Below are 15252 nucleotides of genomic sequence, written 5' to 3' on the forward strand. Positions count from 1 at the left end.
AATAAATAATTTGGATAGTTCCATTTAGATTATTCGGGAAAAAGATTGAAAGATAGTATAATTTTTAAATATTTTGAGGAATTGAGGCTATAAGCTGTTTTGGGATTTATGTTAGAAATATTGACTAATTGTTAATATATTATTAATTGGTTATCATAAGAGTTCTTAATAACTTTGGTTAACCATTGAATTCTTGGTAAAATACTATTTATTTTGTTAAAATGAAATAAGATGGCTCTATTTGATGTGATAGGGTAGATATTCTTGTACGGATGAATAGAGTGAAAATCAATTAGTTTTTACAAATAACTGATAAGTTATTTATCAGTTAGTGGAAATATATAAGAGGAGAGCTAAAATGCTTGTTTTTTGATATAATTAAATAAAAAATTTAGTAGAAATGTAGAAATATGAAAAAATTTCAAGTATTCACTCCTTCTCAATACGTTGAGCAGATGTTAGATGAAGTTGGTTATCAAGGTGTCGAAATTTTAAAGAAAACTTTTCTGGAGAATTCAGTTGGAGAAGGAAATATTTTACTAGCTGCCATTAAGCGCTATGTAATGGTTGCAAAACAGGAAGGATTTTCCACGGAGGAAATTCAATCTGATTTAGAAAAGTATTTTATTAGCTTTGAAATAGATGAAGTTGTACTTAATACATGCATAGAAAGATTAAATCAGTTGATTTCAGAATATGGAATAAAAGATGTTAAGTGGGATATTAGAAAAGAGGATTACTTAAAATCATCTATTGAAATGCCAGTAAATTATATTGTTGGAAATCCGCCATACATTACTTATCAAGAATTAAAAGAAAAAGATAGAGCTTACTTAAAAGCAAACTTTATTTCTTGTTATAAAGGGAAATTTGATTATTGTTATGCTTTTACTGAGAAAAGTCTGAGAGATTTATCAGAAACAGGTAAGTTAGCATATTTAATACCAAGTAGTATTTTTAAAAATGTTTTTGCTTATAATTTAAGAAATCTTATGATTAATAATTTGATCAAGATTGTTGATTATAAGCATACTCATATATTTGGTAAAATACTAACTTCTTCTGCAGTTATTATAATTGATAATAACAATATTTCATCTAATTTTGATTATAGTGATGTTGATAATAAAAGATTTTTAACAATAAACAAGAGAAATTTATCAGAAAAGTGGTATTTTGAATATAATACAAATAAGATAAAGAGTGATATCACATTTGGAGAACTGTTTAAAGTTTCAAATAGTGTAGCTACATTATCTAATGAGGTATTTATAGTATCTGAGGAAATGGATTTGGAGTTAGAGTGTGAAATATTGAGACCAGCAGCTAGCCCAAGAAGGTTATCAAAAAATATCATAGAAAAGATTATTTTTCCTTATAAGTATGAGAATGATGAACTTATAAGGTACTCAAAAGAAGAATTTGAAATGAGCTTTCCTAAAGTAACCAGTTACCTTAGGGAACAGAAAAAAATTTTAGATAAAAGAAAATCGGATGGGGAATGGTTTGAGTATGGTCGATCTCAAGGTCTAAAATTTATGAATCAGGAAAAATTAATGATTTCATCAGTAATTACAGAAAAAGTCAATGTATATAAATTAGATTCTCAAACAATACCTTATTCAGGGTTTTATATTATACCAATAGCAGAAGAGACTTTAGATTTTGCTAAAGAAATCCTTGAATCAAAAGAGTTTTACAGCTATCTAGAAACTAGAGCAATTAATGCGAGTGGAAAATCAATCCGTATATCTGTGAACGATGTGAAAAATTACCCAATAAAGAAATGAGGAGAAATCTATGGCAAAAATAGTTAAAGAAGTAAGTTTCAAATCAACTACAAGAACGGTAAACCTTTTAGGAAGAGATAATGTATTAGATTATAGAAGTGCGATATTAGAATTAGTGAAAAATAGTTATGACGCATTCTCTAATCAGGTTAATATTCGAATAGATGGGGAAACTATTGGTAAAGGAAAGGATAAAAAAGCTACTTCAATAGAAATAATTGACGATGGTCAAGGAATGAGCTTAGATAAAATTATTGATGTTTTTTTTACATTAGGAACTGATGATAAAACATACATAACATCTATAAAGAACCAAGAATTTGAGCGTGTGATGAATGGTTCTATGGGAATAGGTAGATTGTCACTCGGTAGACTTGGAAATGTAAGTTGCGTTATTACTTCAGATGGTAGAGAAGCTTATAGATTTAGTATAAATTGGAATAGCTTCATAACAGGAGAATCTTTAGATACTGTAAAGATAAATATAGAACAGCTGTCAATGGATGAGTTTGTATCAGAGTATACAAATAGAGGTTTAGAGAATAAAAAGTGTACAGGCACCATTTTAATAGCCAGCGAGCTGAAAGATGAATGGTTGCTATCAGATAAGAGTCAGGTAGGAACAAATTATTCTTTGTTGAAGCTTACTTTAAACAAATTAAAAAATCCACTTAAATTAGAGAAATCAGGCGAATTTGTAGTCATATTAGACTATTTTGGAGAGGAAGAAAAAATAGAGCCGTCTTTAGCTGATGTCTCAACAGATGCAGAAATTTCTTTTGCTTTTTCACACGATAGTGATATGTTAGTCTTAGATGGTTATTTTGATGAAATTGATATTAATCAATTACCGGCGGATTTTGTAAATGCGAAATTTGATAAGCTAAAAAATTATATTCAAGATAATAATGGTAAAAAAAGAAGTAGGTACCATTTTGAACGAGAGTTTAAAATTTCAGAGTATATTTCTGATAATATACCTAATAATCCGATAGGAGATTTTGATGGAGTTCTCTATTTTACAAAGAGAACAGGTTCTAATAAGTATCTTTTTTTTAAGAAACCAGCAATGAGAACCAATACAGTTGATATTGAACCTGGAATTTTATTATATCGTGATGGTTTTAGGATTAGACCATACGGAGAAATTGATACTATAGGATTTGACTGGTTAGGAATTGAAAAAGAAAGAACAAAAAATCCAGCTGGTGTTGGCCGCAGTGGCTATATAATGCAAGCAAATCAGCTAAGTGGTTATGTAAATATTACTAAAGAAAAGAACGAATGGTTTGAAGATCAAGCTAACCGTGAAGGATTAAAAAATAGTGGGGAGCTTGAATATCTCGAGAGTGTCATTCTCAGAATTATAAAAGACTTTTCTTCTATACGTTCAGAAATTATTATTTTATATAATGAATTTTTGAAAGAGAAAGCTGATGTTCCGCATTTTAGTGAAGAAGGAAAGAAGACAAAGAAAAAGTTAGACAATCTTGTTAATAAGTATCAGGGCAATTTACAAGAGCTTTATAAAGATCCGGACTATGAAGCATTGGTCTCTAACCCACAATCGTTATTTGAAATGTATTCATTACAGGATACCACTGAGGAAGAAAATAGTTCTCTGGTTAGTGAGAGTGATACATTACGAACTATGGCAACTCAAGGAATAGTTATGTCAACTTTTGCTCATCAAATAAAAAATGATAAGAAATTCTTTCAGCAGATACCCCAAAATCTAATAGATACTGGGGATTATTATTCGGAGCATTTTAATTCGGATTTTCATGAAATTGAACAACCGTACAATTTATATGATTTTGCAAAAGCGGTTGGAAGAAAAACAACTAATATACTTGGATTTTTGGAGAGTAGCGTTAATAATCCAATAAGAGATAAAAAAGAGAAAATTAATTTATCATCATATTTATTTAAAATTTATTCTTGGTGGGATAATTCGGTTAAAGATAATTTTTATTCATATGATTATTTAGTTAATGGTAAATCATCTAGAGAATCTTTACCTGAGCAGATTAAAAATATTTATATTTATGCCAGCGAAACTCAATTAGATAGCATTTTTCTAAACTTAATAACTAATTCTTATAAAAATTTTAAATATCCAAAAAAAATTAAACACAGAATAATTAACATTGAGCTAGAAGTTGTAGATTGTGACTTGATTAAGATAACTTATGAAGATAACGGTAATGGTCTAAATAAGAACATAAAAAATTCAGATATAATTTTTGAAGCTTACAAGTCGTATACTAAAGGTGGGACTGGTCTAGGGATGACAATCCTAGCTTCAGTTATATCTAATTTAAGAGGTGATACGGAATTGTTATCTAATCCTGGTGAGTCTGGATTTAAAATTAGAATGACTTTAAAAGGTGGAGTTGAATAAAATGTCTGAAAAAAAAGTAATCTATTATATTGATGATGATGAAGATGCTATTTATACATTAAAAGATCTAAAAGAAATTTTTTTAAGCAAAGGATATGATGTCCAGTTTCTAGGAATAAAAAATGAAGCATCAAAGGAAGAATTTTTAACAAAATTATATTCAAAAGAAAAATACGGAATTATTTTAGACTATGATTTATCTATGAGTGAAATTTATGGGGATGCAATTGAACTATGGCAAACTATTAAGAAACAAAATCCTTTCTTTCCTGTTTGTATTTATACTTCTCACAGTAATGATGTTCAAATTGACTCTTCAGTAGAGAAGAAATTTTCTAAAAATGAATACTCACTGGGTGGACAGGTATTTACTAAGGAAGATGAAATTGATAGTATGTTAAAATATATTGATGAGCAAGTTAAGTTAGGAATAGAAAATATCAATACGCTGGAGAGAGTAAATCAAGGTTTAAAGAAATCAGATGCTTTTTCAACGGAAGTGGCAATTAATGAAACTAAAATAGAACATCAATTTTCTATTAATCAGCCTCGACTCTTAAATGATGATGTTGCTGATCGTTTAGACAGTTTAATAGCAAAGGCTTATAAGATTATTGATGAATCGGGGGATATATAGTGAATTATATCAGGAAATTATATAAGCAAGATTATAGAGGATTTGAATCTTTACCACATAGACGAGAAAATGTTATTGAAAAGTATTCTATTAAAAGTCAAAGGTCATTATTAAAAGAATATTTAGTGGAAGACTTTGAAGGGAAGTGTATATATTGTGGGTGGAATTGTAAGCGATATGGTGCAGCTAGTTTCCATATAGAACATATTAAAAGTCAAATAGATAATAAAGCGTTAATAGATGACTATAATAATTTGGCATTAAGCTGTCCAATATGTAATACAACCAAAAATAAAAAACCTCTTCCTTCTAATTTGGATCCTTTAGGTGAAGAGTATAAAAATTTATTTTATAGAAATAATAGAGGAGCGATTGTAACGAATAATGATATTAAGGATCATGAAAAAGCTTTGTCACAAAAATATATTAAAATTCTTGGTTTATCGAAAGAACTATATAAATTAGACTATGTGCAAACTTCTCTTAATATTATTAAGAAAAGGTTAAGACAATCAGATAAAATTAACTTAGAGTTAATAAATAGTATTACAGAGATTTTGGATTTTATTGATGATCATTATACTCGACAAAGTAATTTAACATTGTAGAAATAAATGATTTTGTTCTTTTATAAAAGATACTCGTGGTGCTAGTTAAACTCAAAACACTATAAAAAGCCCCAAAGGACTATACTGTAAGTGACGAAACAAACAGGAGGTTGTCCAAATAAGCCACTTACAGTATACCGCTAAATCCCATCATTTACAATGGAATATGAAGCAATTATCCAAAATTTGTCATCAGCTTTATCGGGATTATTACCCTGATTCATTGAAGCATCGCCGTAATGTCAGCTTGTCAAAAGTTTCGGATGAATCTCTATTAGTCTTACTGCTCTTGCAAGCTGAACTAAGAATCAAATCCCAACATCATTTTCACCGAATCTGCCAACTATTTCCCTGTGGTCGACTGCTTGAAAGAAGTCGCTTTAATCGTCGCTCAAGACAGTTGATTTGGTTGCTACAACTCATTCGACAGGCGATGAATGACCAAATCTCCTCCGATACGATTGCCATCGTAGACAGTTCTCCCCTACCACTTTGTCAGTCTGTTCGTAACCATAGAGCAAGTATTTTCGAAGGATTGGTAGACATTGGCTACAATGCGTCAAAACACCAGTGGTTTTACGGTTTCAAAGTTCACATGCTCGTTACCTTATCTGGCTATATTCTGAACTATATTGTCACCTCAGCTTCTGTTCATGATATCAAAGCGGTGGAGGATTTATTGGAAGGCTGCCAACAATCTGTGATTTTAGCAGATTTAGGGTATCTCAGTCAGGCTCTTAAAAATCGGTTGAAACAGAGAGGGTATCACTTATGGACCCCACTGCGTCAGAACATGGAAGGAGCGAGCCAGCATAACAACTGGAGATTACTGGCTATGAGGCGAACCATTGAAACGCGCTTTTCTGAGTTATGTGCTCTCTTTGATATGGAACACACCTTCGCCAGAGGAGTAGCTGGACTACAACTGAGGATTGAACAAATCCTATTGGCTTATAATTTGAGCTATTTTGAGTTTAACTAGCACCATGGGTAAAAGATATATAATTTTTCCATTCCCTGCATCACATTGTACTGACCCCCAAAAGTTAGACAAATAATTTATTGAAAGGATTTAGTTCTGTATTGCACCGGACTAAGTCCTTTTAGTTTTACCTTAATCCGTTTGTTGTTGTAATAATCAATATAGTCTACAATAGCTTGTTCCAATTGCTCAAGTGAGTGAAACGTCTTCTCATAACCATAAAACATCTCAGACTTAAGAATACCAAAGAAGGACTCCATCATACCGTTATCTGGACTGTTTCCTTTACGTGACATGGACGGTTGGATCCCCTTATTCTCTAAAAATTGATGGTAAGAAGTGTGTTGGTATTGCCATCCTTGGTCACTATGGAGGATAGTGTTCTCATATCTCTTATCTGTAAAAGCTTTCTCCAACATGGTTTTCACTTGTTCCAAATTCGGTGAAGTAGAGAGATTATAAGCAATGATTTCACTATTAAAACCATCTAAAACTGGCGACAAATACAATTTCTGTGTGCTATTTGCAATGGCAAACTCTGTCACATCCGTATAGCACTTTTCCATTGGTTTGGATGCTTCAAACTGGCGTTGAATAAGGTTATCTGCTTTCTTGCCAATCTCTCTTTGGTAGGAAGAATACTTCCGTTTCCGACGAATTCGAGCCGCCAAACCAAGGACTTTCATCAGCCGTTGAAGCTTTTTATGATTGACCGTATAACCACGATTCCTTAATTCTAAATGGATTCGACGATAGCCATAGTTGCCTTTAGGTTCATTATAAATGGACTGAATTTCAACTTTAAGTTCTTGATTCTTATCTGGTTGATCTAGCTGTTTTAAGTGATAGTAGTAAGTTGAGCGAGCTAAATGTGCCGTTTCAAGAAGTAAATCTAGTCGAAATCCTGCTGAAACCATTTCTCTAATTGTCTCTGCCTTTCTCGCTCTAGGGCTTCGTCCCTTTCCTCTAATTCTTTTAACTTTTTTAGGTAGGCCACCTCAGTCCATAAGCGTTCATTCTCCTCCTGAAGTCGCTCTAGTTCTGTCATTTCTTCCCAAGTTTTCTTCCGTTTACGTCCCATTTTAGCTGCTCTCCCTCTTATTTTCTCAACAATAGTATACCCGTTTTTCTTGCATTGCGCCAGCCAATTCGGAAGCATTCCTTGGTTTGGGAGGGCATAATCTAGAGATACACTTCTTTGTGAACAACCTTCCAGCAGAACTTTATCCATCATTTCTTGTTTTAATTCAGGGGAATAGTAACGATTCTTCTCTTTCTTGATGATTTCTATTCCATAACGGTCAATTAATTTCACCATGTACTTTAGACCAGAAATATCCACACCAAATCTTTTTGAAAGCTGCTTGAAGCTTTGTCCTTGTTTTCTTAGTTCATAGATCTGGACTTTATCATCATAAGTTAGTTTCATTTAAAAACACCCCAAAAGTTAGATTTTTCTGTCTAACTTTTGGGGTGCGGTTCACATTTGTGGTGCTTTTCTTTTTCGAATAAATTGGATTAGAAGTTCAAAAATCCGAACAAATATGTTATAATGGTTCTATATAATTCGTAAAACGAAAGGAATTGAACCCGAGTGGAAAGTTCGGAATTTAGAAAGATTGTCTTGTGTGTCAGTACAATACGGTGATTCTCTAAAATTCTGTTGCTTTTCTGTTTGTTCTTGGTATCTTGCGTCATGAAACTATTAGTTGTTGGTTCGGGTGGTCGTGAGCATGCGATTGCTAAGAAGTTGTTGGAGTCACCGCAGGTGGATCAGGTCTTTGTGGCTCCTGGAAATGACGGGATGACCTTCGACGGTCTTAAGTTGGTTTCGATTGGGATTTCTGAGCATGCAGCGCTGATTGACTTTGCTAAAGCAAATGATGTTGCTTGGACTTTCATTGGTCCTGATGATGCGCTAGCGGCAGGTATCGTTGATGATTTCAATCAGGCTGGACTTAAGGCTTTTGGTCCGACTCGGCTGGCTGCGGAGCTGGAGTGGTCCAAGGATTTTGCCAAGTCAATCATGAAAAAATACGGTGTGCCGACAGCACGCTACGAAACTTTTTCAGACTTTGAAAAAGCTAAAACCTATATCGAAAAAGAGGGCGCTCCAATCGTGGTGAAAGCGGACGGCTTGGCCTTGGGGAAAGGTGTGGTAGTCGCTGAAACGGTGGAAGAAGCGGTCGAAGCAGCGCATGAAATGCTTTTAGACAATAAATTCGGCGATTCTGGTGCGCGTGTGGTGATTGAGGAATTTTTGACTGGAGAGGAATTTTCTCTTTTTGCCTTTGTTAATGGTGACAAGTTTTACATCATGCCAACGGCTCAGGACCACAAACGTGCTTATGACGGTGACAAGGGTCCTAATACAGGCGGTATGGGTGCTTATGCGCCCGTGCCACATCTGTCAGCAAGCGTGGTTGAAACTGCGGTTGACACCATTGTCAAGCCAGTGCTGGAGGGGATGATTAAAGAAGGGCGACCTTATGTCGGTGTCCTCTATGCAGGCCTGATCCTGACCGAGGAAGGCCCTAAGGTCATTGAGTTTAATGCTCGCTTTGGTGATCCTGAGACGCAGGTTATTCTGCCACGCCTGACTTCTGACTTGGCGCAGAACATCACGGACATTTTGGAGGGCAAGGAGCCAGATATGACCTGGACGGACAGCGGTGTGACCTTGGGCGTTGTCGTGGCTTCTGAAGGTTATCCACTTGCCTACGAAAAAGGTGTAATCTTGCCAGAAAAGACTGACGGTGATATCATCACCTACTATGCGGGCGCCAAGTTTGATGAAAATGGCAAATCACTGCTGTCCAATGGCGGCCGAGTCTATATGTTAGTCACCACATCTGACAGCGTTTCAGCTGCGCAGGAAAAAATTTACGCCCAACTCGACAAACAAGACACGACTGGACTTTTCTACAGAACTGACATCGGGAGTAAGGCTCTTGAAAAATAAAAGGTGTATACTAGTTAGTGCTTGTTTACTTGGAGAAAATTGCAAGTACAATGGAGGCAATAATTATAATCAAGCTGTTATTGACTTTGTTGCGGATAAAGATGTCTTAGCAGTGTGCCCGGAAGTTGCGGGCGGCTTACCAGTTCCAAGAGAGCCAGTAGAGATTTTAAAAGGGCGGCCATGTGATGTTAATGGGAATTTTTATGATAAAGAATTTCAAGTAGGAATTGATCGCACATTGTCTAGTTTAGCTGAAAAAAATATTGACTTTGCTATTCTTCAGTCCCGAAGTCCCTCTTGTGGTGTCAACCAGATTTACGATGGTCGTTTTACTGGTCGAAAAATAGAGGGCAGCGGTCTTTTTGCACAAGCATTAAAAAAACGAGGCTACAGAGTTATTGATGCTGAAGATATAATTAAATAAAGTATAGCGCTAGCTCAAGCGACCAAAGGTCGCTATGAAACCATGCCTGCTATCGCTGTGGTATTTTGGGAAAGTTTGTAGCTCAAAGGTCTACAAACCTAGTTAAGAAGATTTTTTAGATGTGATTTTAGCTTTTCCTCGATTTTTAAGAAAAGGTAAGAAGAGAAGCGTAACATTGCATACAAGAAAGCTCACGACGGCCCCGCAGCCTAAGGCGGGTTTGAAAAAAGGAGAAATTATGCAACCAATTATTTCTATCATTATGGGTTCTAAATCCGACTGGGAAACCATGAAAAAGGCAGCCCAAGTTCTGGAGGACTTCGGTGTTGTTTATGAAAAAAAGGTGGTCTCTGCCCACCGAACACCAGACCTTATGTTTCGATATGCTGAGGAAGCGCGTGGCCGTGGGATTAAGGTTATCATTGCAGGGGCTGGTGGTGCAGCTCATCTGCCGGGTATGGTAGCAGCTAAAACAACGTTGCCGGTTATCGGTGTGCCTGTCAAATCTCGTGCTTTGAGCGGAGTGGACTCACTTTACTCTATCGTGCAAATGCCTGGCGGCGTGCCTGTGGCAACAATGGCTATCGGCGAAGCAGGTGCGACCAATGCAGCGCTCTTTGCTTTGCGCTTGCTGTCTGTTGAAGATGCCAAAATTGCCCAAGCACTAGCTGATTTTGTAGAAAAACAAGGAAAGATTGCTGAGGAGTCTAGCAATGAACTCAACTAAAACGATTGGAATTATCGGTGGCGGTCAATTAGGACAAATGATGGCGATTGCTGCAATTTATCGAGGTCACAAGGTCATTACGCTAGATCCAGCTGCTAATTGTCCAGCTGCTCGTGTCAGTGAGGTTATTGTTGCTCCTTATGATGACGTGTCGGCTCTTCGTCAATTGGCTGAGAGCTGTGATGTCCTGACTTATGAATTTGAAAATGTGGACGCAGACAGCTTAGATGCGGTAGCTGATTTGGCAGATCTGCCGCAAGGAACGAGGTTGCTACGTATCTCTCAAAACCGAGTACACGAGAAAGAATTTCTTTCAAGTACTGGCGTGGATTTAGCTCCTTATCGCGTCATTCGCTCATCTGCAGACTTGGGAAATTATGATTTCTCTGTCAAGCGTGTACTAAAGACAGCAACGGGTGGCTACGACGGTCACGGTCAGGTGGTCATTAGAGACGAGGAGAGTTTAGCGACTGCGCGTGATTTGGCAGACAAGACTCTTTGTGTGTTGGAGGATTTCGTCCCCTTCACCATGGAAATATCGGTCATTGTGTCTGGAAATGGCACGGATTTGACCCTTTTCCCTGTTCAGGAAAATATCCACCGCAACAATATCCTTTCTAAAACGATTGTCCCAGCGCGGATTTCCCAAGATTTAGCGGACAAGGCACTGCAAATGGCAAGAAAAATTGCCACAGAAGTCCAACTTTCTGGTACACTATGTATAGAGATGTTTGTGGCTGGCAACCAGATTTTGGTCAATGAAATCGCACCGCGCCCGCATAATTCAGGGCATTATTCTATCGAAGCCTGTGATTTCTCACAGTTTGACACCCATATCCTAGGCATCCTCGGCCAACCCCTCCCAGCCATCAAACTTCACGCTCCCGCTGTCATGCTTAATGTCCTTGGGCAGCATATCCAGCAAGCCCAAGCCTACGTCGCTCAAAACCCTAGCGCCCACTTCCATCTTTACGGCAAGACAGAAGCCAAACACAACCGCAAAATGGGCCACGTGACCCTGTTTAGTGATGAGCCGGATGAGGTGAGAGAACTAGGTGAGGGAATAGATTTTTAAAGGAGTTTGTTATGATTCAAATCATTGTCCATGCCTTTATTGAAAATGGAAAAGCAGGAATCGTCGAAGTGCTCTTTGCCAGCAAAGACGCTGAGAAAATCCAAGCCAAATATGAGGAATTGCAAAAACAGTACCCAGCAGATTACCTAGCAACCTATGACCTGCCACTGGATATAGATCTTGATACTTTAGTCCACTATCCGTCGGTGGAGATAGGAAAAGAGGAGTTTTAGCAATCTTGTTAGAAGATGTTTATAATGAAATTTTTAATCCAGAGTATCTGATTAAATATGGTTATTTTTCTTATAAAAAGAATAAAGAAAAAAATTCGGATGATGATAGCTATTTTAGTACAGAAACATTTTATAGAATGTTCAACTTAAATCAACTTTCTCAAATAGCCATTTATAGGTTACCATCTGATTATGATATGACAATTACAGAACCAATATATTTTAGCATTCCTAAAAAAGGTCTTACTAGAAGACAGTATAAACTCCCGAATTTGTACAGCTACACTAACTTGGTTAAGTATATGTGTGCTAACCAAAATGAGTTTATTGATATTTTTTTAGAAAATAAATTTTCAACATCTAAATATTTTGATTCTCCTAAATATAAATATGCCGTCACAGAAGAAATAAAATCAAAATTATTATATTCTGGAAATAAGCAGTTACATCTTGATTTATCTAATTTTTATCACACTTTATATACCCATAGTATCCCTTGGATGCTAATGGGAAAAGCTAATGCCAAATTACATAGAAGTGGAGGTTTTGCAAATTATTTAGATAAATTAATTGAGGCTTGTCAATATGGAGAAACCCACGGAATTCCAACTGGGAATTTAGCTTCAAGGATTATAGCTGAGTTGTTCATGTGTTATTTTGATAAAGAAATAGAAAAAAAGGGCTTTAAGTATGCTCGTTATGTTGATGACTTCACTTTTTCGTATTCCATGGAATCAGAAAAAGAGGAATTTTTAGAACAAGTAAATTTATTATGTAGAGAATATAACTTATATTTAAATTCTGAAAAAACTATAATTGAGGACTTCCCACAAAACAATAGCAGAAGTAAATCAAAAATTTTTAGTTTTTTCGATAGTTGTGATTTTATAACAAAACAACCAGAAGTGCAGCGAGATTTGATTAATAATTATTTAGATCTGTGTATTACAGAGGAAAGTAAGGGAAATAAAGGAGCATTAAAAATTATTTTTTCAGGTCTTCAAAGAAATATTGTATATTTTGGTAAACTATCAGAAAATAGAATTAATGAATTGTTTCTTTATATAAATCCAAAGACAAAAACATCGTTATTAGAAAAAATATTTGATATTTCTATAAAAAAACCAGAATTGACTAATAGATTCATGGATTTGTTTGAGGATTTGTTTACAAGTGCTAAACTTAAAATAAGTGCAAAAAAAATAATTCAGAAATACTTTGAAGACAATACTAAAAGTTTAATATCTAAAATGTTTTACTATAAAAAGAATAATTTCAGTCAGGAGTTTTATCAAATTTTACTTTATATAGTTTAATTTAATGTAGATACAAGAGGAATTATATCTAAAAAAAGTCTATTATCTTTGATAGATGAGCGGGTAGATGATTTTTCGCTTTGTTTATTAACTATTATTTACATAAAGCGTAAGCTACATAGTAAAGATTTGTTAGATAAAATAAATGATTTGTTAGAAGAAACTTGTAGAAATTATCCGAATCAATCACGATTTTCAGGAAAATTGTGGTATTATAGATATTTTATATATTATTTAATAAAAAACAATATAATTAATGATACAATAGTCAAGTCGTATTTGAAAAGTAAAGGAATTCAATCAGGAAGAAATGGCTATAAGTCAGAACTAAATGCAAAGTATATTTTTACTCAAGGGAGTCAACAAAACATAAATAATTTTTACAAAGATTTACTTGACTTAAATGTTGCATTGGTTGATTGTGGGAAAAATAAAGATTTTAAGTATTTTTAGCTAATACGCTGTGTTAGTTAAAAATTAAAAAATAATTTAAACAAAAACTGAAAGGAAAACAGGCATCTAGTTTATTAAACCGAACCCGAACGGAAAACTCGGTAATAAATAGACCTGCTCCTATAAATTTGATACCATAATTTTAAGAAATAGAAAGGAGAAGAGGGCAAGTTCAAGCATTTGAACTCGGGCTAAAAGCATCGGAAAACAGATAGACTTCCTAGTGTGCAAGCACACAGCATCAGTCTCCTATTTTTCTCTTGTTTTTTAGACACCCTCTGTATCATGACATGATCGAACGTTATTCACGCCCTGAGATGGCGAACATTTGGAGTGAGGAAAACAAGTACCGTGCTTGGCTTGAAGTAGAAATTTTAGCTGACGAGGCTTGGGCTGAGTTGGGTGAGATTCCTAAGGAAGATGTGGTCAAGATTCGCGAGAAGGCGGATTTTGATATTGATCGCATTCTGGAGATTGAGCAGCAAACACGTCACGATGTGGTGGCCTTTACGCGTGCGGTTTCTGAGACGTTGGGTGAGGAGCGCAAGTGGGTACACTTTGGTCTGACCTCGACAGACGTGGTGGACACAGCCTATGGTTATCTTTACAAACAGGCTAATACCATCATTCGTAAGGATTTGGATAATTTCCTCAATATCATCGCTGATAAGGCCAAAGAACACAAGTTCACCATCATGATGGGGCGCACACACGGTGTCCATGCGGAGCCAACGACTTTTGGTCTTAAACTCGCGACTTGGTACAGCGAAATGAAGCGTAATATTGAGCGTTTTGAACATGCTGCTGCTGGTGTGGAAGCTGGGAAAATCTCTGGTGCTGTTGGGAACTTTGCCAACATTCCGCCATTTGTGGAAAAATATGTTTGTGACAAATTAGGCATTCGTGCTCAGGAAATTTCGACCCAAGTCTTACCGCGTGATTTGCACGCCGAGTATTTTGCCGTGCTAGCCAGCATTGCCACATCAATCGAGCGTATGGCAACAGAAATCCGCGGTCTGCAAAAATCTGAACAGCGTGAAGTGGAAGAGTTCTTTGTCAAGGGACAAAAAGGTAGCTCTGCTATGCCTCACAAACGCAACCCAATCGGTTCTGAAAACATGACCGGTCTGGCGCGTGTCATTCGCGGTCACATGGTGACGGCTTATGAAAACGTGTCGCTGTGGCATGAACGTGATATTTCGCATTCTTCAGCGGAGCGTATTATTACACCTGATACGACCATTCTGATTGACTACATGCTTAATCGCTTCGGCAATATCGTTAAGAATCTGACTGTTTTCCCTGAAAATATGCGCCGCAATATGAACTCAACCTTTGGTCTTATTTTCAGCCAGCGGGCTATGTTGACCTTGATTGAAAAAGGCATGACCCGTGAACAAGCCTATGACCTAGTGCAACCAAAAACAGCCCACTCATGGGATAACCAAGTGGACTTTAAACCGCTTCTGGAAGCTGATCCAGAAGTTACTTCCCGCCTGACCCAAGAAGAAATTGACGAAATCTTCAACCCTCTTTACTACACGAAACGGGTGGATGATATTTTCCACCGTATAGGTTTGGATTAAAACAAAACTAAAAAATCCAGTAAAATCAAACTTGATTTTACTGGATTTTTGTTCT

The 15252-nt window shown here is 35.9% G+C and carries 14 protein-coding genes; 13 read left to right on the forward strand and 1 reads right to left on the reverse strand.

Annotated features, from left to right (window positions below; genetic code table 11):
• The first annotated feature begins 410 nt into the window (after window positions 1–410).
• The 5 genes from SanJ4206_RS00275 (at window position 411) to SanJ4206_RS00295 (ending at window position 6421) form a co-directional block, all read left to right on the forward strand.
• Window positions 411–1790 carry an Eco57I restriction-modification methylase domain-containing protein gene (locus SanJ4206_RS00275; protein WP_003028768.1) on the forward strand — a complete coding sequence of 460 codons (1380 nt, stop codon included), beginning with the start codon at window positions 411–413 and terminating at the stop codon, window positions 1788–1790.
• 10 nt (window positions 1791–1800) lie between these two features.
• Complete coding sequence (locus tag SanJ4206_RS00280) at window positions 1801–4194, forward strand: ATP-binding protein (protein ID WP_003028771.1); 2394 nt, start codon at window positions 1801–1803, stop codon at window positions 4192–4194.
• Window position 4195: 1 nt separating this feature from the next.
• On the forward strand, window positions 4196–4831 hold the full coding sequence (locus SanJ4206_RS00285) for a DNA-binding transcriptional response regulator (protein ID WP_022525486.1): 636 nt from the start codon (window positions 4196–4198) through the stop codon (window positions 4829–4831).
• Window positions 4831–5439, forward strand: coding sequence for an HNH endonuclease signature motif containing protein (locus SanJ4206_RS00290; RefSeq protein ID WP_003028777.1), 609 nt, complete (start codon window positions 4831–4833; stop codon window positions 5437–5439). The genes SanJ4206_RS00285 and SanJ4206_RS00290 overlap by 1 nt, the downstream gene beginning before the upstream one ends.
• A gap of 118 nt (window positions 5440–5557) precedes the next feature.
• Complete coding sequence (locus SanJ4206_RS00295) at window positions 5558–6421, forward strand: IS982 family transposase (protein WP_037607457.1); 864 nt, start codon at window positions 5558–5560, stop codon at window positions 6419–6421.
• Window positions 6422–6498: 77 nt separating this feature from the next.
• Here SanJ4206_RS00295 and SanJ4206_RS00300 read toward each other — a convergent pair.
• Window positions 6499–7850, reverse strand: a protein-coding gene (locus SanJ4206_RS00300) for an IS3 family transposase (protein ID WP_187152428.1) whose coding sequence is annotated in 2 segments (ribosomal slippage) — window positions 6499–7409 and window positions 7409–7850 — 1353 coding nt in all. Because the reading frame shifts where the segments join, the coding sequence is not laid out codon by codon here.
• Between the two features lie 267 nt (window positions 7851–8117).
• On the opposite strand from SanJ4206_RS00300, the gene purD reads away from it, so the two are divergent.
• From purD to purB, 8 genes are all read left to right on the forward strand, one after another.
• A complete protein-coding gene (gene purD, locus SanJ4206_RS00305; RefSeq protein ID WP_003027967.1) occupies window positions 8118–9383 on the forward strand; it encodes a phosphoribosylamine--glycine ligase in 1266 nt (421 codons plus the stop codon).
• On the forward strand, window positions 9373–9807 hold the full coding sequence (locus tag SanJ4206_RS00310; RefSeq protein ID WP_003027966.1) for a 2-thiouracil desulfurase family protein: 435 nt from the start codon (window positions 9373–9375) through the stop codon (window positions 9805–9807). Before purD ends, SanJ4206_RS00310 begins: the two co-directional genes overlap by 11 nt.
• A gap of 238 nt (window positions 9808–10045) precedes the next feature.
• Window positions 10046–10534: a 5-(carboxyamino)imidazole ribonucleotide mutase gene (gene purE / locus SanJ4206_RS00315; RefSeq protein ID WP_022525246.1), complete on the forward strand. Its 489-nt coding sequence runs from the start codon at window positions 10046–10048 to the stop codon at window positions 10532–10534.
• A complete protein-coding gene (gene purK / locus SanJ4206_RS00320; RefSeq protein WP_003027964.1) occupies window positions 10521–11609 on the forward strand; it encodes a 5-(carboxyamino)imidazole ribonucleotide synthase in 1089 nt (362 codons plus the stop codon). Before purE ends, purK begins: the two co-directional genes overlap by 14 nt.
• 11 nt (window positions 11610–11620) lie before the next feature.
• Complete coding sequence (locus SanJ4206_RS00325) at window positions 11621–11842, forward strand: hypothetical protein (protein WP_003027963.1); 222 nt, start codon at window positions 11621–11623, stop codon at window positions 11840–11842.
• Window positions 11843–11847: 5 nt separating this feature from the next.
• On the forward strand, window positions 11848–13158 hold the full coding sequence (locus SanJ4206_RS00330; protein ID WP_003027962.1) for an RNA-directed DNA polymerase: 1311 nt from the start codon (window positions 11848–11850) through the stop codon (window positions 13156–13158).
• Between the two features lie 48 nt (window positions 13159–13206).
• A complete protein-coding gene (locus SanJ4206_RS00335; protein WP_003027961.1) occupies window positions 13207–13611 on the forward strand; it encodes a hypothetical protein in 405 nt (134 codons plus the stop codon).
• A gap of 290 nt (window positions 13612–13901) precedes the next feature.
• Entirely contained in the window at window positions 13902–15197 is a 1296-nt protein-coding gene (purB, locus tag SanJ4206_RS00340) for an adenylosuccinate lyase (RefSeq protein ID WP_157621988.1), read from the forward strand.
• Window positions 15198–15252 lie beyond the last annotated feature (55 nt).

Source organism: Streptococcus anginosus (assembly GCF_001697145.1).
Taxonomy (GTDB): Bacteria; Bacillota; Bacilli; order Lactobacillales; family Streptococcaceae; genus Streptococcus; species Streptococcus hominis.